This window comes from Leptolyngbya sp. AS-A5 (assembly GCF_039962495.1).
Taxonomy (GTDB): domain Bacteria; phylum Cyanobacteriota; class Cyanobacteriia; order Leptolyngbyales; family Leptolyngbyaceae; genus Leptolyngbya.
This window is the reverse complement of record NZ_JAMPLL010000011.1, coordinates 1-25,826: the sequence shown is the minus strand read 5'-3', so window position 1 is coordinate 25,826 and position 25,826 is coordinate 1. Positions and strand designations below refer to the sequence as shown.

19 protein-coding genes and 2 pseudogenes are annotated in these 25,826 nt (G+C 49.2%); 9 read left to right on the top strand and 12 right to left on the bottom strand.

The window, feature by feature from the left end; translation table 11 throughout:
* Positions 1 to 121 precede the first annotated feature (121 nt).
* A complete protein-coding gene (locus NC980_RS14300; RefSeq protein ID WP_190379213.1) occupies positions 122 to 955 on the top strand; it encodes a retropepsin-like aspartic protease in 834 nt (277 codons plus the stop codon).
* Between the two features lie 84 nt (positions 956 to 1,039).
* Here NC980_RS14300 and NC980_RS14295 read toward each other — a convergent pair whose 3' ends face one another.
* A complete protein-coding gene (locus NC980_RS14295; protein WP_190379212.1) occupies positions 1,040 to 2,101 on the bottom strand; it encodes a mannose-1-phosphate guanylyltransferase in 1,062 nt (353 codons plus the stop codon).
* Positions 2,102 to 2,574: 473 nt separating this feature from the next.
* Between NC980_RS14295 and NC980_RS14290 the strand changes: the two genes are divergently transcribed.
* A complete protein-coding gene (locus tag NC980_RS14290; RefSeq protein ID WP_347273135.1) occupies positions 2,575 to 3,954 on the top strand; it encodes an LCP family protein in 1,380 nt (459 codons plus the stop codon).
* A 40-nt stretch (positions 3,955 to 3,994) separates the two neighbouring features.
* On the top strand, positions 3,995 to 4,516 hold the full coding sequence (locus NC980_RS14285; protein WP_190379210.1) for a pentapeptide repeat-containing protein: 522 nt from the start codon (positions 3,995 to 3,997) through the stop codon (positions 4,514 to 4,516).
* Here the strand turns inward: NC980_RS14285 and NC980_RS14280 are convergent.
* The gene (locus NC980_RS14280) at positions 4,513 to 4,986 is read right to left on the bottom strand and encodes a hypothetical protein (RefSeq protein WP_190379209.1); all 474 of its coding nucleotides are present in this window, start codon (positions 4,984 to 4,986) and stop codon (positions 4,513 to 4,515) included. The genes NC980_RS14285 and NC980_RS14280 overlap by 4 nt on opposite strands.
* Before the next feature lie 5 nt (positions 4,987 to 4,991).
* Positions 4,992 to 6,143, bottom strand: coding sequence for a response regulator (locus NC980_RS14275; protein ID WP_190379208.1), 1,152 nt, complete (start codon positions 6,141 to 6,143; stop codon positions 4,992 to 4,994).
* Positions 6,144 to 6,801: 658 nt separating this feature from the next.
* On the opposite strand from NC980_RS14275, the gene NC980_RS14270 reads away from it, so the two are divergent.
* Complete coding sequence (locus tag NC980_RS14270; RefSeq protein WP_190379207.1) at positions 6,802 to 8,019, top strand: geranylgeranyl reductase family protein; 1,218 nt, start codon at positions 6,802 to 6,804, stop codon at positions 8,017 to 8,019.
* 638 nt (positions 8,020 to 8,657) lie between these two features.
* Here the strand turns inward: NC980_RS14270 and NC980_RS14265 are convergent.
* Positions 8,658 to 10,472 carry a DUF1565 domain-containing protein gene (locus NC980_RS14265; RefSeq protein ID WP_199298743.1) on the bottom strand — a complete coding sequence of 605 codons (1,815 nt, stop codon included), beginning with the start codon at positions 10,470 to 10,472 and terminating at the stop codon, positions 8,658 to 8,660.
* Between the two features lie 290 nt (positions 10,473 to 10,762).
* Here NC980_RS14265 and NC980_RS14260 point away from each other — a divergent pair, with 290 nt between their 5' ends.
* From NC980_RS14260 to NC980_RS14240, 5 genes are all read left to right on the top strand, one after another.
* The gene (locus NC980_RS14260) at positions 10,763 to 11,821 is read left to right on the top strand and encodes a thiamine phosphate synthase (protein ID WP_190379205.1); all 1,059 of its coding nucleotides are present in this window, start codon (positions 10,763 to 10,765) and stop codon (positions 11,819 to 11,821) included.
* Positions 11,818 to 12,021: a sulfur carrier protein ThiS gene (thiS, locus tag NC980_RS14255; RefSeq protein ID WP_190379204.1), complete on the top strand. Its 204-nt coding sequence runs from the start codon at positions 11,818 to 11,820 to the stop codon at positions 12,019 to 12,021. Before NC980_RS14260 ends, thiS begins: the two co-directional genes overlap by 4 nt.
* Positions 12,022 to 12,189: 168 nt before the next feature.
* Positions 12,190 to 13,140, top strand: a complete 951-nt coding sequence (locus NC980_RS14250) for a DUF1517 domain-containing protein (RefSeq protein ID WP_190379203.1) — start codon at positions 12,190 to 12,192, stop codon at positions 13,138 to 13,140.
* A 307-nt stretch (positions 13,141 to 13,447) separates the two neighbouring features.
* Positions 13,448 to 15,232, top strand: a complete 1,785-nt coding sequence (locus tag NC980_RS14245; RefSeq protein ID WP_190379202.1) for an ATP-binding protein — start codon at positions 13,448 to 13,450, stop codon at positions 15,230 to 15,232.
* 243 nt (positions 15,233 to 15,475) lie between these two features.
* Positions 15,476 to 16,162, top strand: a complete 687-nt coding sequence (locus NC980_RS14240; RefSeq protein ID WP_190379201.1) for a hypothetical protein — start codon at positions 15,476 to 15,478, stop codon at positions 16,160 to 16,162.
* 74 nt (positions 16,163 to 16,236) lie between these two features.
* Here the strand turns inward: NC980_RS14240 and NC980_RS14235 are convergent, their stop codons facing one another.
* The 8 genes and pseudogenes from NC980_RS14235 to NC980_RS14200 form a co-directional block, all read right to left on the bottom strand.
* On the bottom strand, positions 16,237 to 16,635 hold the full coding sequence (locus NC980_RS14235) for a PadR family transcriptional regulator (protein WP_347273130.1): 399 nt from the start codon (positions 16,633 to 16,635) through the stop codon (positions 16,237 to 16,239).
* Between the two features lie 115 nt (positions 16,636 to 16,750).
* Positions 16,751 to 17,262 (bottom strand): annotated as a pseudogene (locus NC980_RS14230) (HPP family protein).
* On the bottom strand, positions 17,262 to 17,771 hold the full coding sequence (locus NC980_RS14225) for a DUF1622 domain-containing protein (protein WP_190379200.1): 510 nt from the start codon (positions 17,769 to 17,771) through the stop codon (positions 17,262 to 17,264). The pseudogene NC980_RS14230 and the gene NC980_RS14225 overlap by 1 nt, the downstream one beginning before the upstream one ends.
* 182 nt (positions 17,772 to 17,953) lie before the next feature.
* A complete protein-coding gene (locus NC980_RS14220; protein WP_190379199.1) occupies positions 17,954 to 20,716 on the bottom strand; it encodes an SMC family ATPase in 2,763 nt (920 codons plus the stop codon).
* Between the two features lie 462 nt (positions 20,717 to 21,178).
* The gene (crtH, locus tag NC980_RS14215; RefSeq protein ID WP_190379198.1) at positions 21,179 to 22,681 is read right to left on the bottom strand and encodes a carotenoid isomerase; all 1,503 of its coding nucleotides are present in this window, start codon (positions 22,679 to 22,681) and stop codon (positions 21,179 to 21,181) included.
* Between the two features lie 60 nt (positions 22,682 to 22,741).
* A complete protein-coding gene (locus NC980_RS14210) occupies positions 22,742 to 23,737 on the bottom strand; it encodes an aspartate carbamoyltransferase catalytic subunit (protein WP_190379302.1) in 996 nt (331 codons plus the stop codon).
* 495 nt (positions 23,738 to 24,232) lie between these two features.
* Entirely contained in the window at positions 24,233 to 24,658 is a 426-nt protein-coding gene (locus NC980_RS14205; protein WP_190379197.1) for a hypothetical protein, read from the bottom strand.
* Between the two features lie 163 nt (positions 24,659 to 24,821).
* Positions 24,822 to 25,609 (bottom strand): annotated as a pseudogene (locus NC980_RS14200) (IS5 family transposase).
* Positions 25,610 to 25,826 lie beyond the last annotated feature (217 nt).

The window sequence follows — 25,826 nt, the reverse complement described above, 5'->3', positions numbered from 1 at the left end:
AATTACAAAGATCTCATCATTATTATCATGTCTATTGCGGGTTGCAAGGGGTCTCTAAGCTTTTGCACAGAATTCTAGGGAACTCTAAGACAGTCAGGATTGAGTCCTTGGAATTCTCAGTATGCTCAGAGTTGGTGTTTGGGTTAGGTCGGCGATCGTGTTCGCGGCGATTGCAGCGGGGTGTAGTCAGGAGCGATCGACACAGCGAGTTTCTCCACAGGTTTCGTCTTCTCCGGTTCAAACGGTCGCCACTCCTGCGGCACCGACTGAAGATTTCTATCAAACGGCGCTCGATCGAGCGGCAAGTGCCCGCACGATCAGTCAATCGGCGCAGTCTCCGGAGGATTGGCAACTGGTTGCGAGTCGGTGGAAGAGTGCGATCACAGCGCTCAAACAAGTGCCGAAATCTGATCCAAACCGCAAGCGAGCCAATCAAAAACTCTCTGAATTTCAGCAAGCCCTTTCAAGAACGGAAGATCGAGCAGCACGCACCGGAAAAGAAAAAATCGCCGCGCAAGATCCAGGCATTCGCATCGATCGCGCAATTTCAGCCGAGGAACTAAGCGCGATCGCGGCTCAAAAAGAGCAAGGGATTCGCGTCCCGATTAAGTATCGCAAGAATCGTATTCCTGTGATCGATGTGGTTTTTAACGGCAACCAACGCTATGAAATGATGGTTGATACGGGAGCATCCGCGACGATGATCACGGCGGAAATGGCGCGGCGATTGGGAGTTAGGGTCGTCGGTGAGGCTCAGGCGATGACCGCAGCAGGTGTGACGACGGTGAGAGTTGCGGTCGTGCAGTCGATCACCGTTGCAGGAAGTACGATTCGCGAGGTTCCGGTATCGATCGGCCCGTTAGATGTGGGATTACTCGGTCATGATTTCTTTGGCAATTGCGATATTTCGATTAGTCGGGATCATGTCGAATTTCGGCAGTGTAATGTGTTGTGATGCCCCTTGGGGGGTTGCACATCATTGATCGTCGCCGGGATATAGAGACGCGATTAATCGCGTCTCTATATCCATTGGGATTTTTTACAACAAATCCTGAAATTCAGATCGCGCCTGAATCGTTTTCAACACCGATTTAATTTCTTGCGTCCGGTCTTTTTTCACAATCAGCGTCACTTTGCCATCGCGAACGATTACCGTATCTTCTAAACCGATCGTCACCACCACTTCATCATCATCTGAGGTATAAACGATCGCGCCACTGGTATCCAGCCCGACATGCTGCCCTAACTCCACATTTGGATTATCGGACTTCATTAAACGCTCGATCGCCCCCCAATCGCCCAAGTCATCCCAGCTAAAGCGCACTGGCAGCACACAAGCACGATCGGTCTTTTCCATCACCGCGTAATCGATGCTAAGTTTAGGAACGGTTGAATATGCTTCGATGCCTTTCTCTTCTAATAATTGAATGATTTCTGGGGCGTGTTTGTGCAGCTGATCAAGCATCACTTTTGCTTGAAATACGAACATGCCACCATTCCAGCTAAACCGTCCGCTACTAACAAATGCTTCTGCGGTCTCCCGATCGGGCTTTTCTGTGAAGCGATCGACTCGATAAGCAGGATAATTGTCGTACACTCCAATCTTTTCACCCTGCTCAATGTAGCCATATCCCGTTGCTGCATGAGTTGGCGCAATTCCCAAAGTGACGATCGCTGCATTTTGGACGGCTGCATCTGTTGCGGCTTTTAGCGTCGCTTCAAAAATGTCTTGTTCTGCAATCCAGTGATCGGCTGGAAAAAATCCGGTTACAACGTCCTCACCGTAGCGCTTTGCAACTTCGATCGTACTCCATGCCACTGCCGGAGCCGTATCGCGCCCCTCTGGCTCTACTAGGATGTTTTCGATCGGCAAGTCGGGAAGCTGTTCACGCACCCCATCGGCCAAATGGGAAGCCGTCACGACCCAAAGATTGCTCCAATCGCCTGCGGTCGAAAGTAAGCGATCGGCGGTTGTTTGTAGAAGGCTGCGTCCGCTGCCATCTAGACAGAGAAACTGTTTTGGACGGTGTTTGCGGCTGAGGGGCCAAAAGCGCTCACCTTTTCCGCCAGCAAGGATAATCGGAACAAGAGATGGGGTCATATCGCGTCACACCATGGGGGTTAGAACAACGCTCAGATTTTAATCAATTCACGACTATTCGTATATCGTTGATTACTATCTTTGCGGACTCTTCTCATTCTTCCCCGATCGATCTAGGCGGATCAGCAATATTCAAGGTTTATCGTGGGAATCAGGCAGCTTGCCTGACTCTGAGAATGCTCCTTCGGTTGGCAGATGCGAAAGATGCGGTTTTCTTTGACCCCAAATCGTGCAATTTTGATAGACAACACTAGCCGAATGTCGGAAGGGGAGTGTAGAATTCCCTGGAATGACCCAAGCCTGGTTGCTCAGAATTTCATCTACCGAGCGATAATTCAACTGGTAATTAATTTACTTAGTTTGGCAGGAGAAAATATCTCCAAAAGCTGAAGAAAATTAGAAACTTTCTGGCTAGGATAACGACGAACAGTTTGGTAGAGCGTTTGAGCGAAGTTTTTTGAGGTGTGAACGGAGTGAAAGAGTCTAAGCGACCATCTACGCTAGATCCGTCTAGCGCGACTGAGAAATTGACCGCTCAATCTCGCCCTGCCGTCCCGATCGCGCCTGTAAACTCTCCTAAGCAGCCTGCGATCGCACGATCTCTCTTTTGGATTGCTGGATTTTTGGGAGCCGCGACGATTTCGGCAACGCTTGGAACCACCTTGGCGCTGATCGCCCCGCTTCCCGGTGTCGCTCCAGACCAGGGGCGAAGATTGCTCGGAGATTTTTGGAGCAGTGGGTTTCGGTACAAAGTGTCTCGTCCCGTGAATGTGTTGGTGATGGGGATCGATCGCGTGCTGGATGCTCCTACGGGTTCAAGCGAAATCTTCTCCGGTCGAAGTGATACGATGCTGCTGCTCCGAGTCGATCCAACCGATGATTCGGTGAGTTTGCTGTCGATTCCACGGGATACTCAAGTTGAAATACCGGGCGTGGGAGTCACCAAGATCAATCAAGCCAACGCCAGCGGTGGGCCGCTTTTAGCGCGAGAAACCGTGAGTCAGGCGTTAAATGGAGTGCAGATCGATCGCTATGTCCGCGTCAGTACCGATGCGTTTCGCGAACTGGTCGATCTGCTTGGTGGAGTTGAAGTGTATGTGCCTGAAGCGATGCAGTACACCGACAACACCCAAAAGCTCAAAATTGATCTCAAACCCGGTTGGCAAACGCTAAACGGAGAAAAAGCAGAGCAGTTTGCTCGATTTCGGCATAACTCGATCGGCGACATTGGACGGGTACAGCGGCAGCAGGCATTAATCAAAGCGCTGCGATCGAAATTGACCAGTCCGATGGTTTTGCCGCGCATTCCCAGGTTGGTCAGCTTGATGCAGAAGTACATCGACACGAATCTGACGATGGAAGAGATGCTGGCGCTGGTGAATTTTGGGCAGAAGCTCGACAAAGATGATTTCAAGATGGTGCTGTTGCCGGGTCGGTTTAGCGCTCCGAATGAATTTCGTGCCAGCTATTGGATCATGGATACGCAGGGGCGCGATCGCGTGATGCAGGAGTATTTCAAGTCTGCCGCAACGGAAACCGGACTGGAAGCCCCCTTAGCGAATCTCAAAATTGCCGTTCAGAATGCGTCCGGTGATCCGAAGGCTGGAACTCAGTTTGCTCAGTATCTTGAAACGCTTGGATATACGAATGTTTATCAGGCTCAGAATTGGCAAGACCCACAGCAGAAAACGCAAATTATCGTGCAGCGCGGCGATTTACAGGGTGCAAAAGTGCTGCAAAGTGCGCTGGGATTTGGCAACGTTGAAGCCAATTCGACTGGGGAACTCGACTCGGATTTGACGATTCGGATTGGGGATGATTGGCAAGCTCAGCGATCGAAACTCCCGCAGTAAGCGTTAGGCTGATGGTAGCTCTTTCGTTCACGCTGGTCTGATGTTTCTTGTTCCAATTCCCCGCACGGTAAAGCGTATCGTTTACGCTCTGTTGATTGTTGCACTGGCTTGGTTTTGGATTTTGCTGGCGGCAAATCCGGCATTTGCTGAGACGAGGTTTCTCAACTATGCCAATGCTCAACTCACTGGACAGGATTTTTCCAACCAAAATTTTGAGGGCGGGGTGTTTGTGGCTGCCGAGATGCGGGAGGCAAATTTTCAGGGGGCAAACCTGAAAAATTCAATGCTGACCAAGGGGAATTTACTGGGTGCAAATCTGAGCGGCGCAAATTTGGAAGGATCGCTGATTGATCGGGTCACGCTTTACAAAGCGAATCTGACGAATGCGATTTTGGTCGGTGCAACGTTATCGAATAGCATTCTGGATGAGGCGGACATTACAGGGGTTGACTTTACGGATGCCATCCTCGATCGCTACACGACAACGCAATTGTGTAAACGTGCGGCTGGGACCAATCCCACAACCGGAGTAGACAGCCGCGAAAGTTTAGGCTGTCGCTAAGGTTTGATCAGGTGTAGCGCAATTTTCCCAACTAGGGCGATCGCTCCAATTAATACCGCCAGAATAACCCAAAGATAGCCGGGGCGATGCGTTCGCATCTCGATCGTCGTCGCCTTCGGGTCAGCAAGAAAGCGATCGAGGGATTCCCGCTGCTGCAATAGCTGCTGATTGTTGCTAATTGACCAATTGCGGGTGAGTGGAATTTGCTCCCCAGACTGTGTGACTAAAGCAAGCCGAATTTGATTAGAGTTGCGCTGGATTGCGGTTGATCGCAACCGGGATTTATCAAACTGCTGCGTTTCTAGCTTGCCGATGAGTGGTTCGCGGGTGAGTTCACAAACCACTCGATCGGATTGAGGACGAGCATTGAAATGAACCAGTTCACCGATCGAGTCGATAAAGTGCGCCCCCGCCCACAATAGACCCACGATCAAACCTACAGAAATGCCGAGAATCAAAACCTTGCTCATCGCACTCAAAGCGCCTCGAAAGGAAGCTCAACCACAAAAGTTGTCCAACCCGCTTCGCTTTTGACCGCGATCGTGCCCTGGAGTTGGTCAACCAATTTTTTCACCACCGCTAGTCCTAACCCTGTTCCACCTTTGAGCGCACGATCGCGACCCGGAACTCGGTAAAACTTGTCGAAAATCTGCGGTAGGCTCTGCGAGGGAATTTCGGTTTGATTGGCGATCGTAAATCTCAGCACGGTTCTCCGAGTTGAGCGGGCAATTTCATCCACTCGAAAGCAAATTTCGCCGCCGCTTTCGGTGTACTTACAAGCGTTGTTGAGCAGCTCCACCAAGATGCGTCGTAAGCTGATGCTATCGGCTACGATCGTGGGCAGCGTTTCTGGCAAATTGACCCTGAAGCGTTGCTGACCCTCGCGGCTTCGCGCTCGAAACCCCTCTGTCGTTAGACGCATCAGTTCTTTCAAGTTGAGCGGTTCTGCAGGAGATAATGCCTCACCCGCCTCTAGTCGATATAAGTCAAGCAGATTTTGAATCAGCTCCTCGCCTTGCTCACAGGCAGTCAGCGCAATTTCGGTATATTGCCCTCGATTTTCGGGCACGGCTTCCATCAGTTGCAGCGCGACTTTAATCGTGGTGAGTGGAGCGCGGAGATCGTGCGTAATTGTGTTGAGCAGATCGTTTTTTTGACTGTTGAGCTGTTGGAGCTGATCGACTTTCTTCTGAATTTCGACTTGGGCGCGATGGCGTTTGAGGCGCGCCGCGATCGTATCGAGCAATTCGACGCGCCGAAACGGTTTGACAAGATAGTCGTCGGCTCCTAAATTCATGCCGTGCCGAATTTCGGCTTTGTCCGCTTTTGCCGTGAGAAAGATGAACGGGATCATAGCGGTTTGGGGATCTTGCCGCAGGGCTTCTAGAACGTGGTAGCCGTCAAAATCGGGCATTTTAATGTCGCACAAGATCAGATCGGGAGATCGTTCTTTTGCCAGTTCTACGCCCATTCGTCCATTGTCTGCATTCAGCGAGTCGAATCCTCCAGAAGCCAAAATCTCAACAATATTGAGGCGCACGTCCCTTTCGTCTTCGATGACTAAAATCTGCATCAAATCTTCCCTTAGCGTCGGTTGCAGCGATTGAGGGTTATTCTTTCGAGTCATTGCACGGCTGACTAAATCTGAAGATAGATTTGCTGGAAAATTAGCGGTATTATACTAATCCGGTCATTTTTCTGGTAGGTATTAGCTGTGCTGCTCATTAGATGAAACCGCTTTTTAGCGTTAGCCAAAACATTCTGTATAAGTGGAATGTCACCTTAAAAATTTCATCTTAAAGATGCTGTATCAGTTGCAGAGACTCATGATCTTTCTAGCCAGAAACCTAGAATCCTGAAAGCTTCTACTGTTTTTTCATAAAAACATCGCTAAATTTACATCAGTTTATTTGCACAAATTCAATACTTTTACTTCTGTGTAGAAAGGTTGTCCCTGAGATAGATCCGATTCTATCTCTAAAGCGGTTGCTTAATATAGCTTAAAGGTCATTATGTTGAGCACTACGAAGCTGATTCACGGTTAGGTTTCCGTATTAATTTGCTATTCAGAGCAATATTACTGGTTAGAAATCGATCCCTGGAATTACTGAGAAGTGATTGAGCAGGCTGAACAGCGATCGAGTTTGAGTTGTGAACGCTAAAACGACACCCCACTCCCCGGCTGATTCAGGGTCGCCCCTACAGGAGTCAGAGTTGGCACGACATCCGCTACTGTAGGAAGCGATTTTCGATTAGGCTAGAAAGCGAAATTTTACCGATCGCTCATGCAAAATTACGATGTTATTGTTTGCGGTGCGGGCCCGTCTGGAACGATCTCGGCTGCAAAGTTGGCTCAAGCAGGATTGAAAGTAGCGCTGCTCGAAAAGCAGTTTTTACCGCGTCATAAGACTTGCGGTGGTGGAATGCCGATGGTGATGCAGGATCAACTGCAAGATTTGGCGCCGGAGGCGTTTGTGGAGTCGGATGTGACGATGATGCGGCACACCTGGAAGTTTGAGGATGCGTATTTGGGCTTGATGAATCCACGATCGACAGATGAGCGATTGTCGTTGTGGATGGTGCAGCGCCCGATTTTTGATCAGGTTTTGGCGCAGAGAGCGCTGAAATTTGGAGCGGAGTTAAGGGATGGGATTGCGGTGCGATCGGTGGAGCCAGAATCGAATGGCGTGATCGTGAGAGCGCAAGGCTTTAAGACAGGTAGTGAATTTACCGCAAAGGCGCGATATGTGATCGGCGCAGATGGCGCAAACGGAGTCGTGGTGAAGGCAACACAGCTAAGGAAGAAGCCGACGATCGCGCTGGCGATGGAGATTGAGCATCCGCATCAATGGGGCGAGGGTCATGCGGATTTGCGTCCGGATATTGCTCATTTAGAATACGGGGCGGTAAAACGGGGCTATGCGTGGATTTTTCCAAAGGGTGATCATTTAAATATTGGGGCAGGTGCGTTTCGTCCGAATTCGCTGGATGCGAGAAAGGATCGCGCGCTCCCCGCTCAGTTGAAGCAAACGATTTTGGATTATATGGATGCGCTGGGTGTGAAATACGACCCGGATGCGCTGAAGTTTCATGCTCATCCGCTGCCGATTTGGGGTGGAAAAGAGCGACTGCATGAAGGACGAATTTTACTCGTTGGGGATGCGGCGGGGTTGATTAATCCGCTATTTGGCGATGGGATTTTGCACGCGGTGAAGAGTGGTGCGATCGCGGCAGATTCGATTATTGATGAGGCAACCGATGAGTACACGAATCGTATTCATGCGGAATTCGCGGCAAATTTCGATGCGGCGTTGAATTTGGCGCGAATTTTCTATCAGTGGACGGGGGCTTGCTACAAGTACGGCGTGAAGTATGACAAGGCGACGCGGTATGCAACGCAGCTTTTGTGCGGGGAGTTGTTGTTTACCGAGATGGCGGGTCGAGCGATGAAGCGGTTGAAGCGATCGGTCGGGGAGAACTTCTTTCCAGCGTTTAATTGGTAGGACTGAAGAATTGCACTGTTTTAGTGCAACGGATCACTGAAATAGTGCAACGGATCGCTGAAATAGCGATCGCGTGAACTGAAATAGCTCATCGATGAACTGAAATAGCGATCGCGTGAACTGAAATAGCTCATCGATGAACTGTTTTAGCTCATCGGATCACTGAAATAGCGATCGCGTGAACTGTTTTAGCGATCGCGTGAACTGAAACAGTACAACGGATCACTGAAATAGCGATCGCGACCACTGAAATAGTGCATCAGATCGCAATTGTCCGAAGTCCTAATCGATTTCACGGAGTTCGATAAAAATTATCCGCTTCGTTGATTGCCTTTGCTAGCCCCCTAAATCCCCCACGAGTGGGGGACTTATACCGAATTAAACATAGAATGCGACAGATCATACTCAAAGTCCTCCAGAATGGGGGATTTAGGGGGCGAGAATCTGTCGCATCCACAAATCAATCTGGTATTAGAAAACAAAACTAAAATTGGGAGTTTTCCAACCTTCAAAGTCGCCCAGAATGGGGGATTTAGGGGGCAAGAAGCCGGTAAAACGAAGCAGGAAAACTCGTCGAACTGACGATGAGGAGGCATCACCCGACTCAGCCGCAGCGAAAAGCTCTCCCAGACAGATCGTTAAACCCCCTCGATCGCCGCCTGCAATCCCTGACTCATCAGCACTTGCAGCAGTTCATCTGCCTCGGTGCGATCGCGAAACGCACCCGCCTGCATCACATTCCGCCCCCGCAGCGAAAACGCACCCGGAACTACCGATCGCAATCGCGACTGTTCAATATCCGTATTCGCTCTCACAATCACCCGAAACCGAAACCCTAAACTCGCCGCTTGACTCACCACCGCTGCGCTCCGTGCTCCCCCTCCTCGCCAAACCCGCACTGTCGTTCCGCGTGTATTCCCAATCGGTGGCACAGCACGAGGCACAGGTAAGAGTCCTGCTGGAACAGCGCGCCGAGCCTGAAACGCAGAAGGCTGCGAGACCGGCGCTCGCGAGATGCTATTGATCTGGATTGGTGTCGCTGATCGAGGAAACGCTGATGCCGGCAGTAGAATGCTCTGCCCGACAGGGAGCGACGCACTTTGTCTCGGTTCAGTCGGGCGCGGAAACGCCGATCGCGCGATCGGCAATGATGCAGATTGCCCAGAATCCATTGGGCGTGCAAACGTCGATCGTGCGATCGGCAGGGGTGCAGATTGTCCAGAATTCATTTGTCCAAAATTCATTGGGCGCGGGAACGCCGATCGGGCAATTCGGCGCTGCACCACAGGAGTCGGATCGTTCATCGGAGCTGGAACCGGAATCTCAATCGCGCCTGAAGCCGAGGCGGAACGACTACGACCAACTGGAGATCTGGCATTAATTGTGATCGGAGTCAGACTGGTCAAAGGTCGCGCCTGTCCGAACCCAGTCGAAGACGCAATATTTGTTGTAATCGGTGGAGTGTTGTCAATTCCAGATAAATCCAACCGTCCGATCGTTCGGGCAGAGAGTTGATTCCCAAAGGCTGGAACCGTTTGCGTCGTCCTCTGAGCATTGACATCAAACTGACGATTACTCACAAACGTATTGTTACCCGGATCAGCCGAAGTTCCTAAATCCGGACGAGACTGCGCGATCGAAACAATGCCATCACGATCGTTACTGTCGATCACATTGTTTCGCAAAATCGGCTGAGCATTACCCTGAATCACAATGCCGTCTTTGTTCAGAGTAATCCGATTGCCGATCAGCCTCGGAGCCGCATTTTGAGAAATGTTTACGCCAAATCCAGTCCGTTCAAAAATGTTCTCTTGAAGCTCAGGGCGTGAAGTGCCATAAATTGTGATGCCGTTTGCACCATTTTGGTAGAAATAATTGTTTTTCAGAATTGGAGCGCTATTGCCTACGATCGAAGCGCCGTCATGACTGTTCCCGGCGAAAGTATTCGCCACAACCACCGGACTACTCGATTCTGTCCAAAGTCCATATCCTTGCGGATTCGGATTTGTTACTGTAACTCCGGTTAAAGTTGCCCCATTCGCCCCCAAAATCGTGACATTCTGCCGCGCAAACGATCGACTCAAAAACATATCGCCGCCGCGAATCACCACATTCTGCCCCCGATCGCGGGGATCGCCCTGAACCGTGACGCTGGGTTTAAGCTGGATCGGGAAAACCTCCCCAGTTTCGACACTATAAACTCCAGGTAAGAGAACGATCGTCGAATTTGGAGCCGCACGATCGAGCGCCACCGTAATCGTTTTAAGCGGAGAATTCGCTTGACCCAACGCACTATCACTACCGATCGCGGGATTCACATAAATTACAGAGCCAGTCGATAGAATCATCTGATCAGGAATCGGATTTGCACTGGCAAGCGGTGCAGCGAGTCCCGATACACTAAAGACAGCAAATACGGAGAAAGCAAAACGGGGCTGAAAAGGGCGATTCACAGTTGTTCTCCTACATACGGCTTGTTCGGATAACATGGCGCACGCGAATGGATCGGTTACAGAGATTTCAGTCTACATAGGAAATTTAAATCGACCTCTGTAGAACTACTGGAACCTTGAGCAAGAGGCGATTTCTACGTAAATTACCACGCTGGAATGAAATTCTCTCAGTTAATCTGCTGACAGATAGTTAAAGATTCTTTATAAAAGCGTTAGGTCTCGCACCCCTGATACGATAAACAATCAATAGGACGGATCGAATGGGCAATTCAGCGCAGTTTCAACCCCTTATGCAGCCAGCACTATACCGAATTTTAGATGCGAACCTCGATCGTGCCCGCGAAGGCCTGCGGGTAATCGAGGAATGGTGTCGCTTTGGCTTAGAGGATGCCACGTTAACCGAACAGTGCAAAGACTGGCGGCAAGAACTCGCCCACTGGCATCAGTCAGAACTGCGTGCGGCTCGAAATACCCCGGATGATCCTGGCACCGACTTAACCCATCCCCAGGAAGCAGTCCGCACCAGCGTCGAACAAGTGCTACAAGTGAATTTTGCCCGCGTAGAAGAGGCACTCCGGGTGCTAGAAGAATATGGCAAAGTTTATCGATCGGACATGGCAAGCGCGGTCAAACAAATGCGCTACCAAGTCTACACGCTCGAAAGCCAATTACTCTCGATCCAGCGCCGTCAGCAATTAGAATCCGCACGGCTTTACCTCATCACCTCACCGACCGACGACCTACTCAGCACCGTAGAAGCAGCCCTACAAGGTGGACTATCCCTGGTGCAGTATCGCGATAAAGAAGCAGACGATTCTGTCCGGCTCAAGAATGCTCAAAAGTTATGCCAGTTGTGCCGGGAATACAACGCGCTATTTATCGTCAACGATCGCGTCGATTTGGCATTAGCCGTGGATGCTGACGGCGTTCACCTTGGACAAGACGACCTGCCGCTAGAGTGGGCACGCCAAATGCTCGGTCAGCACAAAATTATTGGTCGATCGACCCACAGCCCAGAGCAATTAGAGCAAGCGATCGCACAGGGAGCCGACTATGTTGGAGTCGGGCCTGTTTACGAAACCCCGACAAAAGCAGGCAGACCCGCAGCAGGCTTAGACTATGTGCGATACGCAGCCGCACACTGCTCGATTCCCTGGTATGCGATCGGTGGCATTGATACGCAAAATGTCTATGAAGTGTTAACCGCCGGAGCCGATCGCATTTCTGTGGTGCGGGCGATTATGCAAGCCGACCAGCCCACCTTTGCGACCCAGTTTTTTGTCGCCCAATTAGAGCAAAAACGCCGATTTCGGGCGCACACCACGCCTGATCCGTGGGGGGAGACATGATCACGCTACAAGTGAACGGAGAAACTCAAACCTGTGAGGCATCCTTAACGCTGCCGAAATTCCTCGAATCGCTCGGGCTAAATCCCCGCTTAGTCGCCGTCGAATACAACGGCGAAATCCTGCATCGCCAGTTTTGGGACGAAACCGAAGTGAAAAACGGCGATCGGCTAGAGATCGTGACGATCGTCGGTGGCGGCTAACTTCTAGTACGGAAATCTCTCCTAAAACGTATCGCTTAGGACATTTGCAACCTCTATTGAAAGCGATACAGTAGATCTGTGAGCTTAAAACTCTGTAACAAAGAGTTAAGACAAGCCGGACGGCTGAACCTGACTTCTCTCCGTCTGGAAGCGATAGGGGAAAGATTTATGAAGATTTCAAAACGATTTAAAGCCTTGCTCCGTCCGGTGATCGCACTGGCGCTAGTGATTACGCTGGCGTTTGGTCATGCGGATGGTGCGCTGGCAGCAAGCGGTGGACGGATTGGTGGCGGCTCATTTAGAGCGCCGGCTCGGAGCTATTCGCCTCCCAGCCGGACTTATTCTCCACCTGGAGGCGGTTACGGTGGTGGCTATTACCCCGGTGGCGGTGGGTTCTTCCCGTTTGTCTACTTCCCGTTCTTTGGCACTGGAGGCGGACTGGGTGGCGTGTTCTCGCTGTTCATTTTGATTTCGGTTGCAGGCTTCTTGGTCAACAGCTTCCGCCGCGCTAGCAGCGATGGCGAACTGGATTACGGCTCTTCGACCGTTTCGGTAGCGAAAGTCCAAGTCGGGCTGCTAGCTCAAGCACGGGAACTGAAAGCCGATCTCGATCGCATCGGTGAACGCGCCGATACGGAAACCTCGGAAGGCTTAGCTCAAGTGCTGCAAGAAGTAACGCTGGCTCTGTTACGTAATCCTCAGTATTGGGTGTACGGCATTGCCGAATCGAGCCAAGCTCGACTTGAAGCCGCAGGTGCAGAGTTCAATCGTCTGGCGTTATCTGAGCGCAGCAAGTTCAATGCAGAAACCCTCTCAAACGTAAACAATCAACTGAAACCTGCTTCATCGAGTGCGTTGACTGTTGCAGAAAAAGGTGGCGCATTATCAGAGACTTCCGGCGAGTACATTGTTGTAACACTGCTGGTGGGAACTCAAGGTAAGTTGCAGCTTCCACAGATTAATAGTGCTGAAGACCTGCGACGATCGCTGGGTCAGTTGGGTAGTGTTTCAAGCGATCAGCTTCTAGCTTTGGAAGTGCTATGGACTCCGCAAGCTGAAGGTGATGTTCTGACTCGCGATGATCTGTTGGCAGAGTATCCGAACTTAAAGATGGTTTAAGCCATTGAGAAAAGGGGCGAATGATTCGCCCCTTTTTTGTGTCAAAAATTTCTCCCTGTTTTGATACCGATTCAAAAACAAATTCCGCAGCGATCAATCGGGCGCAAAATTCATAAATCAAATTGGTATTACGATCTATTTAGAATTACAGACAGAGTAATCATCACATTAAGGGAACCTTCATAAAGTTCAGGTCGCCTGAAATCAGACTGATAATAAAGGAACACTTCCGACGGACGATGCTCAACACCCCGCAGTGTAATAGAGTCAATCGCTTCCTCTAAACCTGCCGCTTGCTCTCCCGGATATGCCTAGCTTCCAGAACCTGAGTCAAACTTCTTCCTGGATTGTGTTTAACCAAGTCGGAAGCTTGCTCCAACAGATGGTTGGATCAGATGCGATCGTATTGACAGAAGCCAATTTTCCTCAAATTGCCTCTCGCTTTGTTCTTGTAGCATCGCCCGACTTTAGCGCCTTGCTGCTAGGAGCACCCCTAGATTCAGAGCACTGTTGTCTAAAACTATCGTTTTCGCCTACTGAGATCGCCGACTTTCTCAGCACTTTAAGCCATCCGCCTACCTTTTCATTCGAGCTACAGGAAAACAACAGCGATCGCCAAAGTGAATTCGCACTAAAACTGATCGAACTGTTGTCCCATCCTGCACCGGATGCTGCAATGTTTCATCAAGTCGAGCAAGAACGCCTACTGAGCCAGGTCACGACTTTAATTCGGCACAGCTTAAATCTGCCTGTGATTCTCGAAACCGCAGTTCACCGAGTGCGCGATTTTCTGCAAGCCGACCGTGTAATCATTTATCAATTCAACTTTCCGGCTCCTTCTTGTGCAATTGATCCGATGACAAGCTCGATCGCTGACGGCATGATTCAGAAGCTGGATGGTATTACCTATGAGTCACGCAGTAGCGACGCGATTGCTTCGATTCTGCATGTGATGAGTGAATATAGTGCTGCCAGTCTACAGCGTCTTCAGAAAACTCAGCACGAATCGATTACCTGGACAGTGAACGGACGTAAATCCTCAACAGTTGCCTCGTTGTTGGATCAGTTCTCACTCGATATGCAAGCGGAACTGGTCACTCCGATCGTTGTACAAGATGAGCTTTGGGGATTGCTGATCGTGCATCAGTGCCAACAGCCCCGTCAGTGGAACGATCGCGAAAAAGTCCTGCTTCAGCGCATCGCCGAACACCTCGCGATTGCCATTTATCAAGCAAAACTTTACAGCGAACTAGAAGAGCAGAAAGACACGCTAGAGCAGCAAGTTATCGATCGCACTCAAGAACTGAGAGATACTTTGATCGCTGCTCAATCTGCTAGCCGTGCTAAATCAGAATTTCTCGCTACGATGAGTCACGAACTACGATCTCCCCTCACGACGATTATCGGCATGGCTTCAACGCTATTACGCTGCTATAACCAGGATGTCAGTTATACACTGGCTCCCCAAAAGCAGCGGGAATATCTCCAAACGATTCAAGATCGCGGCGAACATTTGCTGACACTTATCAACGACATTCTCGATTTGTCAGAAGTACAAGCGGGGAGAATGCTTCTGCAAATTCAACGATTTTCCCTCGCTGACCTGGCTCAGCAAACCATTCAACTGCTACGGGATAAAGCCGATGCGAAACAGGTAGAACTATCGCTAGAACTGCTGCCACAACGATCTCAAAGTGCCATAGAGCGATCACAAGACTTTCTATTTCAAGCTGATCCACAGCGAGTCCAGCAAATTTGCCTCAATTTGCTCAACAATGCGATTAAGTTCACTCCAGCGCAAGGTCGCGTCACGATGCGCGTCAGAATTAGCCGAGAAGCCGCAGTCTTACAAGTCGAAGACACGGGAATTGGCATTCCTAGCCATCAGCGATCGTTTCTGTTTCAGAAGTTTCAGCAGTTAGATGCGTCGTATGACCGCAAGTATGAAGGAACAGGGTTAGGACTCGCGCTCACTAAGCAATTAGTCGAGCTACACGGAGGTTCGATCGAGGTTGAATCGACGGTTGGGGTTGGCTCAAAGTTTACCGTGTACTTACCGATGCAGGTACTTTCGGCGATCAAGCATAGCTGAAAATGATCCGCTATTTGGGGAGCGATCGGATTGTTCAGGATTGATTTTCTAGAGGAAGTCACTAGACTGAATTGTAAGGTGCAAGGTCTAGAATTATTGATTTTTCCCACCTGCTCGAATCTCCGGCTTCAGACAGGTTTTTTGTTAATGAGAAATAACCATGTTCAACTCAAGGAACTTAACTTCTAGCTGCAAAGTCAATCAAGACATCGCCGCTAGATTCAGACTTGAAGGACAAAAATCATGTTGAACCTGAAAAAACTACAGTCCGGGACTGCACTTGCCCTGACATTAGGTGTAACAGCAACTGGAGCCGCCCCGATCGTCTTGGCAAAAGACGCGGTTGCTGCCCCTGCTTCCATGCAGATTGCTCAGCTTTTTCCCTCGCAACCCCGCTCTACGGGAGCAGTTCGCATCCCCGCCAATACTACTCTGCGCCTAGCTTACCGCGATGCTGAAAAAATTCTGGTTGCCCCTAATGAGCGTCTTCCCATTACCCTAACGATCCCCAATAACGTTCGCACCTCGAATGGAGCGCTGCTCATTCCCGCAGGTAGCCAAGTCAAAGGCGAATTCCAGCCCGCCAGCGGTGGAACGCGCTTTGTCGCCAATACGCTGGTCTTGACCAACGGCACTCAACTCGCACTCGATGCCCAAACCGATGTGATCAGCCGGACTGAAGAGATTCGACGCGGAGTCAGCACCGATGCCATCCTCAAAGGAGCCGCGATCGGGTCTGGTGCGGCGGCGATTATTTCCGCTGTCAGTGGAAATCGTCGGGTTTCCCTGGGTAAGGTTTTAATCGGAACAGGCGCAGGTGCATTAGGCGGCTTGATCTTCGGACGCAACACAAATCAGGTCATTTCGGTTAATTCTCAAAGCGATCTAAATCTCCGCCTTAACTCATCGCTAGCGCTTAATCCGCTTTAACTGGATTTAACGTATTAGAACGCATTAGACTGTCCGCCGATCGCAGGAGCGGCGGACAATTGTTCTTGAGAAACTTAAACCACGGGGGTTGGCTCTGGAGTTGAGCGATCGGCAGAAGCGAGTCCCATATGCTCCCACCAGAGTTTTGCCAAGTCTTCTGCTTTAGACCGAGCTTCCGGGCGCAGGTGATACATTCGGCGCGGACGACCTCGCTTTTCTAGTTTTTTCCAGTAGCTTGTGATCAGGGCTTGTTTTTCCAGAAACCGCAGCGAATTTTGCAGAATCGTGTCTGACAGCCGATAGTTGGGGTAGTCCTGCTGTAGCTGTTGTACCAGTTCTGTCCCATAGGACTCAGAGCGCACTAGCACTGACATCAAATAGCAAACTGTGAGTTCTTGATTGAGAAAGACCGGCTGCGGGGTTTGAAAAAATTGATAAATTCCCTCGAAAGTTAAGCGTTGAGCATTCATCATAGAGAATCACCGTCTAAGTTAGGGCAAGCTATTCCTAATGATAGATGTGAATTACAAAAAAAGGCTGATGAAAATTTATCCTGTCGATCGTAACTTCTAATACCAAATTCTTTCGTTACCGATCAAAGCGAGCAATCAACCACAACGCAACTCGCTCTAGCCCCACCAATACCGCAGTGATCCCTACTGCTAAGGCAAACAAAACGAGGTTATTTTCGTCGCCTGCTCTGAGAGCAAAGCTGAGTGAAGTGGCAACCGCAGGGGGATGAACAACCTCTAGCACGATCATCAACACGATCGTCAGAATCATCGCGCTTCCGGCGGCGAAATACCCTGCTCCCAACCACCAAAACGTCAGCCAACCGATCACGGCTGACATAATTTGCGCTGAAACCAAAGTTCGGACGGAGTTTGTTCCATGCTGCGGATCGAGATAAATCAAAAACGCACTTGCAGCTAAAGAAGCAAACAATAGGCGTTGCCGACTCAGCACTTCAACCAGAGCTAGGACACGCTCAATACAACGACGGTTGGAGCCGTTGCCAGCAAGAGTTCCCCTTTAATTCCCAATCTGCGCCGCATTGTGCGATTTGCACCTTCGATCGGCTTTAAGCTTTTTCGACTCATTACACTCTCGGCTGTGCAGGTTGCTCGGACATCCGATTGTGTTCGCCCTGCTGGATTTCGCGCTCTAGAAAATAGTTCAACAGGGTTCGCAGTAGGACGATCGCACCCAAATTTAGAATGTCTTGACGAGTTGGAGCAACCGCAGTACGAAGAATGTCACTCGCAACGGTAAACTCTAATCCCAGCGCCAGAACCCGCCCTAATTGTAGGCGAATCCCTTCGGTGGCATCTAAGTGCTGCCTCCGAGAAAACGCTTGCCGCACATAGTTTACAATGCCTCGAAACACCGCCGCTCCGATCACAATGGCTGCCGCGATTTCCGCTCCGGCGGCTAAGTAACTCACAAGCAACTTCAGTCCAGCCTCCAACGGACTACTTTCTGTCGTTTCTGGGCTAGTCTGTCCTGCGCTAAGGCTGAGCAAGAGTACAAGACCTAAGATCAGAGCGAGCGGCAACATCAGAGACGCGATCGTGTCTCTGGACGAATCTGGTTTTCTTTCCCAACTCATAGGAGTTCGTCCTTGATCGGCAGTTTAGCGCTCTGTTAGCGTAGGTAGTTTGATGCAGAACTGCTTCTCTCTTAGGATTGTTTATGGTTTTTTCGCTCCGCTTTTTATTTCAGGTGCGATCGTGGCAGGAGACTTACGGGATTTGCGATCGTATGCTGCCTATCTCGCAAGTCTCTTTAATCTTAGTCGCTAAATTCTCGCTCAACGAGGATTACGTTTTCTGTGACTTTCTCGAAGGTATCATCGTGGCTAATCACAAACAGTTGACGGAAGGATTTGATGTTACCGATCGCTTCGGCTAAGCTTTCTCGTCTGGGTCGATCCATATTTGTGGTGGGTTCATCAAAGAAAGCAATGTCGATGTCTGCCAGTACCTTTAACAAGGCTAATCGCACGGCTAAAGCGGCACACATCTGCTCACCGCCGGATAGATTGATGAATCTGCGGGAATGTGCGCCTTCTTGCACCATGATTTCATAATCGCGTGTCCATTGCAGTGCTACATTCGGACGGTTGAGCAATTCTCTAAACAAGCGATCGGCTTCATGAGAAATTGTTTGCACATAGCGTTCTGTGATTCTAGGTGCGGCTTCTTTGTAGGATTTTCGCGCAAATTTGATAAATCGTTCAGTCTTTTGTTTTTGCTTGAGTTGGGCTTGGGCTTCGGTTCGCTTTTGCTGAATGGCTTGTAGGCGAGATAGCCTAGTTTCGCATTCTTCTAGGCGCTTGGTTTCGATCGGGAGTGTTGTGCTAAGTGAGATTTTTTGACGGTTGGCTTCTTCGTACTCAGCATTAATCTGTTTAACTTGCTCTGGATCGTAAGTTTCTTCTAGCCGTGCTTTTTGATTGGTTAATGTTTGAAGTTGTGATTGATATTGATTTAACTGTGCGATCGCATCTTCTAGCTGTGCTTTTCGGTCTTTGAAGCTGTTTGCGGATTGCTGGTGAGCTAGATAAAGCTGATAGTCTTCTCTGTAGCGATCGCGTAAGTTCTGCTGTTCCTGAATTTGATCGGCTAAGTTCTCAAATGTCTTTAACTCCAAGTCGATCGCGGTAATTGCGTCTTGCCCGTTTTTCAGTTCTGATTGGAGTTGAGTAAGTTCAGCATCCAGACCTGCTAAAGCTTTTAGATCGCGTGTGAGGTAACGACTACGATCGCGAGGATTATCTAATGCTTGTAGCTGTGCTGTAATTTCAGCGAGCTTTGCTTTGAGTTCGGGTTCTGTGAGCAGTTGGGATTGATGTTCAGCAATCAGCGATCGGAGTTCTGCAACTTCCGCAGCAAGTCTTTCTTCTTGATCAAACTTCGCGTCTAGACTGCGATACTGTGCTTCTTGATCGCGAACCGTTTTAAGCTGAGTTTGAGTTTCTTTGAGTAATTGTTTTAAGCGATCGACCACTAACTGCTGAGATAAATCATCTAAGATTTCTTGAAGATCCTGCATCAAAAGATGATTGAGCTTTGAGCTATGGGCGATCGTCGTTAACACTGTTTCAAGCTGAGATTGCCAAAGCGGTGTTGCTTGTTGCAGTTCTTTTAACGTTACGGTTGCCGCTCGAATGTGTTGAGTTTGAATGTTCTCGCGCTTCTGGGCTTGTGAGATAATTTGGCGCAAGTCTGCTTCGAATTGAGTAGCAGCTTCGATGCGGCTGAGTTGTTGTTGATAGCGCTGCTGTTGTTCCTCAAGCTGAGGAATTTGTTTGACGATCGCGCCTAATCCCTCTAATCGCTCGATTTCATCGCTCAGTTGTTTTTGATTCTGCTGAAGTTGCACTAGGCGCTTTTCATCGCGCTGCATAGTTTGCTTCCAGCTTTGACAGGTTTGGAGTTGCTGATTGAGTTGGGTTTGCTGTTGCTCTAGTTCAGATTGTTGCTGGATTAATGGTTCTAATTGCTTGAGATCCGCTTCGATTTGCGATCGACGCTCACCTTTTTGAGTTAAAATCGCTAACTTGGATTGATAGGCACTGAAAGATTCAATTCGCGTTTGGCGATCGCGCAATAGTTTCTCTTGCTGAGTCCGACTCTGATCGAATGCTTGCAAAGCTTGGTCAGCTTGCATATAAGTTTGATAACTCTCACGGCGCTCTGTACAGATAGCAACCGATTTTTCCGCCGTCTCTAGTTCTAGCTTCAATCGCTGGACATTTAGTTCCTCAGCCCGCATTCGACTGACGATCGCTTCTAAATTAGCAGTAAGTTGCTGAACCTGAGCCGCGATCACACTGTACTGCTCTTGATCTGCTTTGAGCCGATCGTATTGCTGCTCCCAATGTTTCAGATCAATTTGAATCTGAGCGATCGTCTGGCTGAGCGCTTCTTTCTGCTGACTCAGTTCATCCCACTCTTGCAGTGATTCCTCATACTGCTGGATATCACGCTCTAACTTCTCAGATTGAGCTTTGGCAAACTTTTCTAAGTCGCCTAACTCTTTATAGACTTTCTTGTACTCTTCAACCTTCAGAATCGGATCAAAGACCTTCTTGCGCTCCTCTGCGGTCTTGAGAAAATCAACTGTAAACGTGCCTTGCGGAACCCCGATCGTATTGCGAAACAGATCGGATAAATTTGTCCCTACTGGCACTCCCAAATGTTCTCTCAGCCAGGGAAGGACATCTTCTTTTTTGGTGTAATTGAGCTTTTCGCGCAGTTCCGGATCATAAATGGTGTAGCTCGATCTCGTACAGCGACTTACATCATAAGTGCGCTGATCCCGGCTCGAAACAAAGCTTACCCGCACTTGGGCACTATTGGAGCCATTGCGAATCAAATCATCTTTGGTGTACGCGCCCGTATAGTCAAACAATACCCACGCGATCGCTTCGAGAATGCTCGTCTTGCCTGCACCATTCTCACCACAAATCGCATTTGTCCCCGGCTGAAACGAAAAGGAGCGATCGCTGTGAAACTTGAAGTTTTTAAGACTAACCGAGAGAATTTCCATACACTGATTCGGGACGCAGATCAGATGTTCTGATCTTAAATCGGAATGGAACTGATTCTAGCGTCGATCGTCTCATCTGAGAAAAAAGAAATCCGCACAGCAATGCTCATCAAATCTTCGATCGCTGTTGTCATACCAAATTAATTTTTGAGTGCTACAGATCTTGGAAGCCCCCCCAGTCCCCCACTCGTGGGGGACTTCAAGCCAAATCTGTTTCGGATTCTCAAAGTCCCCCAGTATGGGGGATTTAGGGGGCGAAGGATCTGTCGCATTAACAAATTGATTCGGTATCACGGCAGCGAATCGATTTCTTCCTATTTTTATTCAGCAAAGTTCCGATTTCTCTAGAAACGGTAAGCTACTTTAAATGGATTTCAGCGTATGTGCAGATTGCGGCGGAGGGGTGCGATCGTACAAACGTCTTTGCTCCCCCTCAACCGCTTAGTCTTACCCCGTAAGCTGCTACAGTCCTAAATCCACTGCAATCCGATGGGCACAGGCAAATCCTGAAAACGCTACCGCATTCAAACCCTGTCCAGGAAAGGTACTATCACCCACGCAGTAAAGATGAGGAACCGCAGTCCGATTAAACGGCATTCCCAATAATCCCAGCAGTTTACGCGAGGGAATCGGGCCATACGTACCATTGTCGCGCCCCAGATAGCGGCGATGGCTTCTCGGTGTCCCAACCTCCTGAAAATCTAAGCCACGATCGAGATCCGGAATAATCTGTGTTAAACGATCGATTAAGCGATCGGCGGCTTTCTCTTTCTTCTCGGCGTATTCGCTCGGAGACAAGTTCTCCCATTCCTGCATCCAGCTAGGGCTAAAGGTATGAACAATGTGATGTCCTTCTGGTGCCAAACTCGGATCAAGCAGTGTCGGAATCGAGACGAAAATCGTTCCTTGTTCTGCTTCCATATCATCCCAATTCTCTAGCAAGATGTGATGACACTCGATTCCAACAGGTAATGATTCAGCCTTGACTCCAAGATGCAAACTCAAAAAGCTTGGGGATTGCTGATAGCGTTTTTGCCATTTTTTCTCAGAGGTTGGCTTCTGCGTTTCGGGAAGTAATTTCTCAAACGTATCCCAGCGTGTTGCATTAGAAACAATCCGCTTTGCTCGGAATGTTTCCCCAGAAGCTAACTTAACCCCCACCGCGCGATTGTTTTCAGTGACGATTTCCGTCACTCTTGCTTTGTACTTGATGTGACTTCCAGCCTTCTCTAATCCTTCGACTAATTTTTGTGCAATCTGCCCGACACCGCCTTTCGGATAGTTGATGCCGCCGTAATGTCGATCGCTAAATACCATCCCCGCATTGATCATCGGAGTACGATCGGCAGGCACAACCGACCAGATATAACATTCCGCATCAATAAATTTCAGCAATTGCGGATCGTAAATATATCGACGGGCAATATCTCCAGCATTCTGCGGCAAATATTTCACTAAGCCCAAACAAGCAAAGGGATGTTGGAAAAACACTCGCGTCAGATATCGCGGTTCTTCTAATGACAGCAGCTCCATCGCATTCAGGCAATTAAATACCTTCCAGCACTCATCATAGAATTGCCGAATTCCCTTTTCTTCGTGTGGAAAGTAGGCGATCAATTCGTGCAAAAACTTCTCGTAATCGCGATGAACTTTCAGATCCAATCCATCCGGCAAGTGATAGTGAACCTGAACCGGATCGGGAATCGTTTCGATCGACATTCCCACGCCATCCAAAGCGCGGGTGAGTAAATTCGTCGTTCCCTTGTCCCCAAACCCAAAAATCATTGATGCCCCGACATCAAAGCGGTAGCCTTCCTCACGATCGAAATAGCCTGCACTGCCTCCAGGAATCAGATACCGCTCTAAAACTAAGACGCTGGCTCCTTTTGCCGCGAGCTGAGTGGCTGTCACCAAGCCGCCAATGCCTGACCCAATTACAATCACATCGTAGTCGGTAGAATTCATGAAACCCGCGATCGCTCAACAGTTCTCAGTGTATCCAGATTCGGTCACAATTCGGCAGCTTTAACCGACCTTACCGCCGCCCATGAGATAGAGCAGTGCCATTCGCACAGCGACTCCGCTCGTTACCTGTTGAGAAATTAAACTCAAAACCGGATCATCCATCAAGTCCGAGCTAATCTCGACCCCACGATTTACGGGACCTGGATGTAAAACTCTCACCTCTGGCTTACACAACTTCAGGCGATCGCGAGTAATCCCAAACTGCTGATGATACTCCCGCAGACTCGGCAGCAAATGACTGGTCATCCGTTCTTTCTGCAATCTCAGCGTCATGACAAAATCCGCATCAATCAGAGCAGGTTCTAACGTCCAATGAATGAACAGCTGACGCGAAATTTCCGGGTTACTGTCTTTCACAAACGCCGCAAACGCTTTTGGTAACAAGGTCGGAGGTGCAGCTAAATGCACTTCTGCACCACTTGCTGTCAAGCTCCAAATATTCGATCGCGCCACTCGCGAATGCAAAATATCTCCCACGATCGCGACTTTCTTTCCAGTTAATAACGCCGATCGTGGCTTCTCCACATCAATCAGCGAACAGATTGTAAACAAATCTAGCAACGCCTGCGAGGGATGCTCATGCTGTCCGTCGCCTGCGTTTAACACGCCAACTTTCACGTTTAAGCGATCCATCTCATCGGCGATCGCCTGCGGTACTCCCGCTTCTTTATGCCGAATCACCATCATGTCCGTTCCCATTGCTAGATACGTTTTCGCCGTATCCAGAATGGTTTCGCCTTTTGTAATTGAAGAAGTGCTGGCTGCAAAATTTAATGTATCGGCAGATAATCTTTTTGCCGCAAGCTCAAAACTACTGCGGGTGCGGGTTGAGGGTTCAAAGAACAAATTTGCTACCACTTGCCCTTGCAGCGTCGGGACTTTTTTAGTACGGCGCGTTAAGACTTCTCGAAAACTGCTCGCCGTTTGCAGAACGGTATCATATTCCGCAGGCGAGAAATCAGCCAGCGAGAGAACGTGACGACGATTCCAACTCATATATCGCAGTAACTGAGGGCGTGAACTCACTATTCATACCGCAAAACGTTCCGGTCAGCACAGCTTGATCGAGATGGAATTTTGGAAATTTGGGCGATCGTGCAAGAAAAAAATCAGGATGCACCAAGCTCTGCTATATTATAAATTCTGTGGCTTGAAAAAGCTGCCCATCTGGAGAGATGGCCGAGTGGTTTAAGGCGCAGCACTGGAAATGGTTTGAAGGAATTGACTCTACAAGGATTCCAAGAACGATTTAGACATTAGAGGAATACAGGAACAGAGGAAAGCAAGCTTAACATTGCTTCTTTTTTGCTATTTAGGCAAAGCTCTTTCACTTTTAACAAGCCGCTAAGACAGCAGGAATTTTCTAAGGTTGATCGTGATCTTGACTTAATTTATTTACTTTAGAGATTTTTGTTTCTAAAGCTAAAGCTGAGGAAGTTTCCTTCTAAAATCTGCTCAACTAAAGAAGTTGCTGCTCAATCTAAATTTAATTTACCGTGATGAAGTACTCTGCTCTATGAAGGGAGATTGGCTTCCTAGACACCGCTTCATTGCATCATTTTGCGATCGAGGACTTTGATAGTCGGCCTCCCAAGAAGCAAGATTATGTAACGTACCAAAAAGTAAATTTCCAATAGTGGGTTGGTGCAAAACAAGTGTTTCCTTACTGTCAGCAGTTTTGAAATTAACCACGTAAAAGTCAGGTAATGTATAGGTTCCAATTGAGGCAGTAGTGCTACCTCTTGCCGATAGTCCCTGATAGCAGAGGCGATCGCCGTTGGCTGAAATTTGAATGTACTTAGACCCAATACGATACATGCCTTCCTGAAGAGGCAAAGCCATTGCAGGAATACTGGAGCAGCAAAGCGCAAGCATGGAGAAGAACGTACTCCATAGTCTGGCGGAAGCAGTTTTCATATCATCCTCGATGAAATCAACAGGGTTTACAGCCTATGCAGAAAAGTTTCTCTTACATAATATTCAGGAATACGATCTCGCACTAGTGGTTAGTCAGAGGGAAAATGAGGAATTTCTAGTGCGTATCTGCAAAGTCTAAATGTAAGGTAGCCCCTCATTTTAGTCAAATCAGAATGGCGGCAATCGTCAGCATTGCATGATAGTTCTCCGCCCGTTTTTCATATCGTGTTGCCACTCGTCGAGCTTGCTTGAGTCGATTGATCAGGCGTTCAATGCAGTTGCGTTCTCGGTACAGTCCGCGATTCAATGGTGGCTTGCGCTTGGCGTTTCTGCGCTTGGGCATCACCGGGGTTGTATGCTGGCGGCGGAGGGTACAACGAATCGAATCGGCATCATAGCCTTTGTCGCCGACCAGATAGCGCGGTCGTTGCTTCGGTCTACCGCGTCCCCTGCGCTTGATGCGTGGCGCTGCTTGGTTGAGTTTGCCAAAGCCTGTGACATCATGGCTCTGTCCAAGCAGAACCAAAAACTGCATCGGTTTGCCGAGTCCTTCAGCTTGAATCTGAATCTTCGTGCTAAACCCACCTTTTGAGCGTCCGAGTGCCTCTTGTTCTTGCAGTTAGTCAGTCGTTAAGCGCGGTTGTTCGGGGTTTTGACCCCCCTTTTTGCGCCAGAGGCGTGCTGATGGGCGCGAACAACGGTGCTATCGACGAAATGCGCTTCCCAATCGATCTGCTGCTCCGCATCGCCTTGCTGTTGGAGTTGATCTAAAATCTGCGGCCACACTCCTTGAGTGCGCCAACGGTAGAAGCGACTTGACACTGTACCCCGTGACGCATACCGCTCTGGCAAGTCTGACCAAGGTGCTCCGGTGCGATGAATTCACAAGATGCCATTGAGAACTTGACGATGATCGTTTGCGGGTCTGCCTGTTCGGGCAGGTTTGGGCAATAAGGGTTGGAGGTTTTACCATTGTGCACCGCTCAGGTCGCCTCGGTGCTGCGCCATTGTTTCTCATCCGTCTGTTTCCAGACATTAGAGTGCTCACCAGCCCCCTAATACCAATTCTTCAAAACTAGACTACAGATGGTATAACTCAAGAGTTGGATTCTGTACTTCGCGATGGCAGGGGTTTACAAGTTAGAAATCCAGGAAAGCGTTGAAGAGT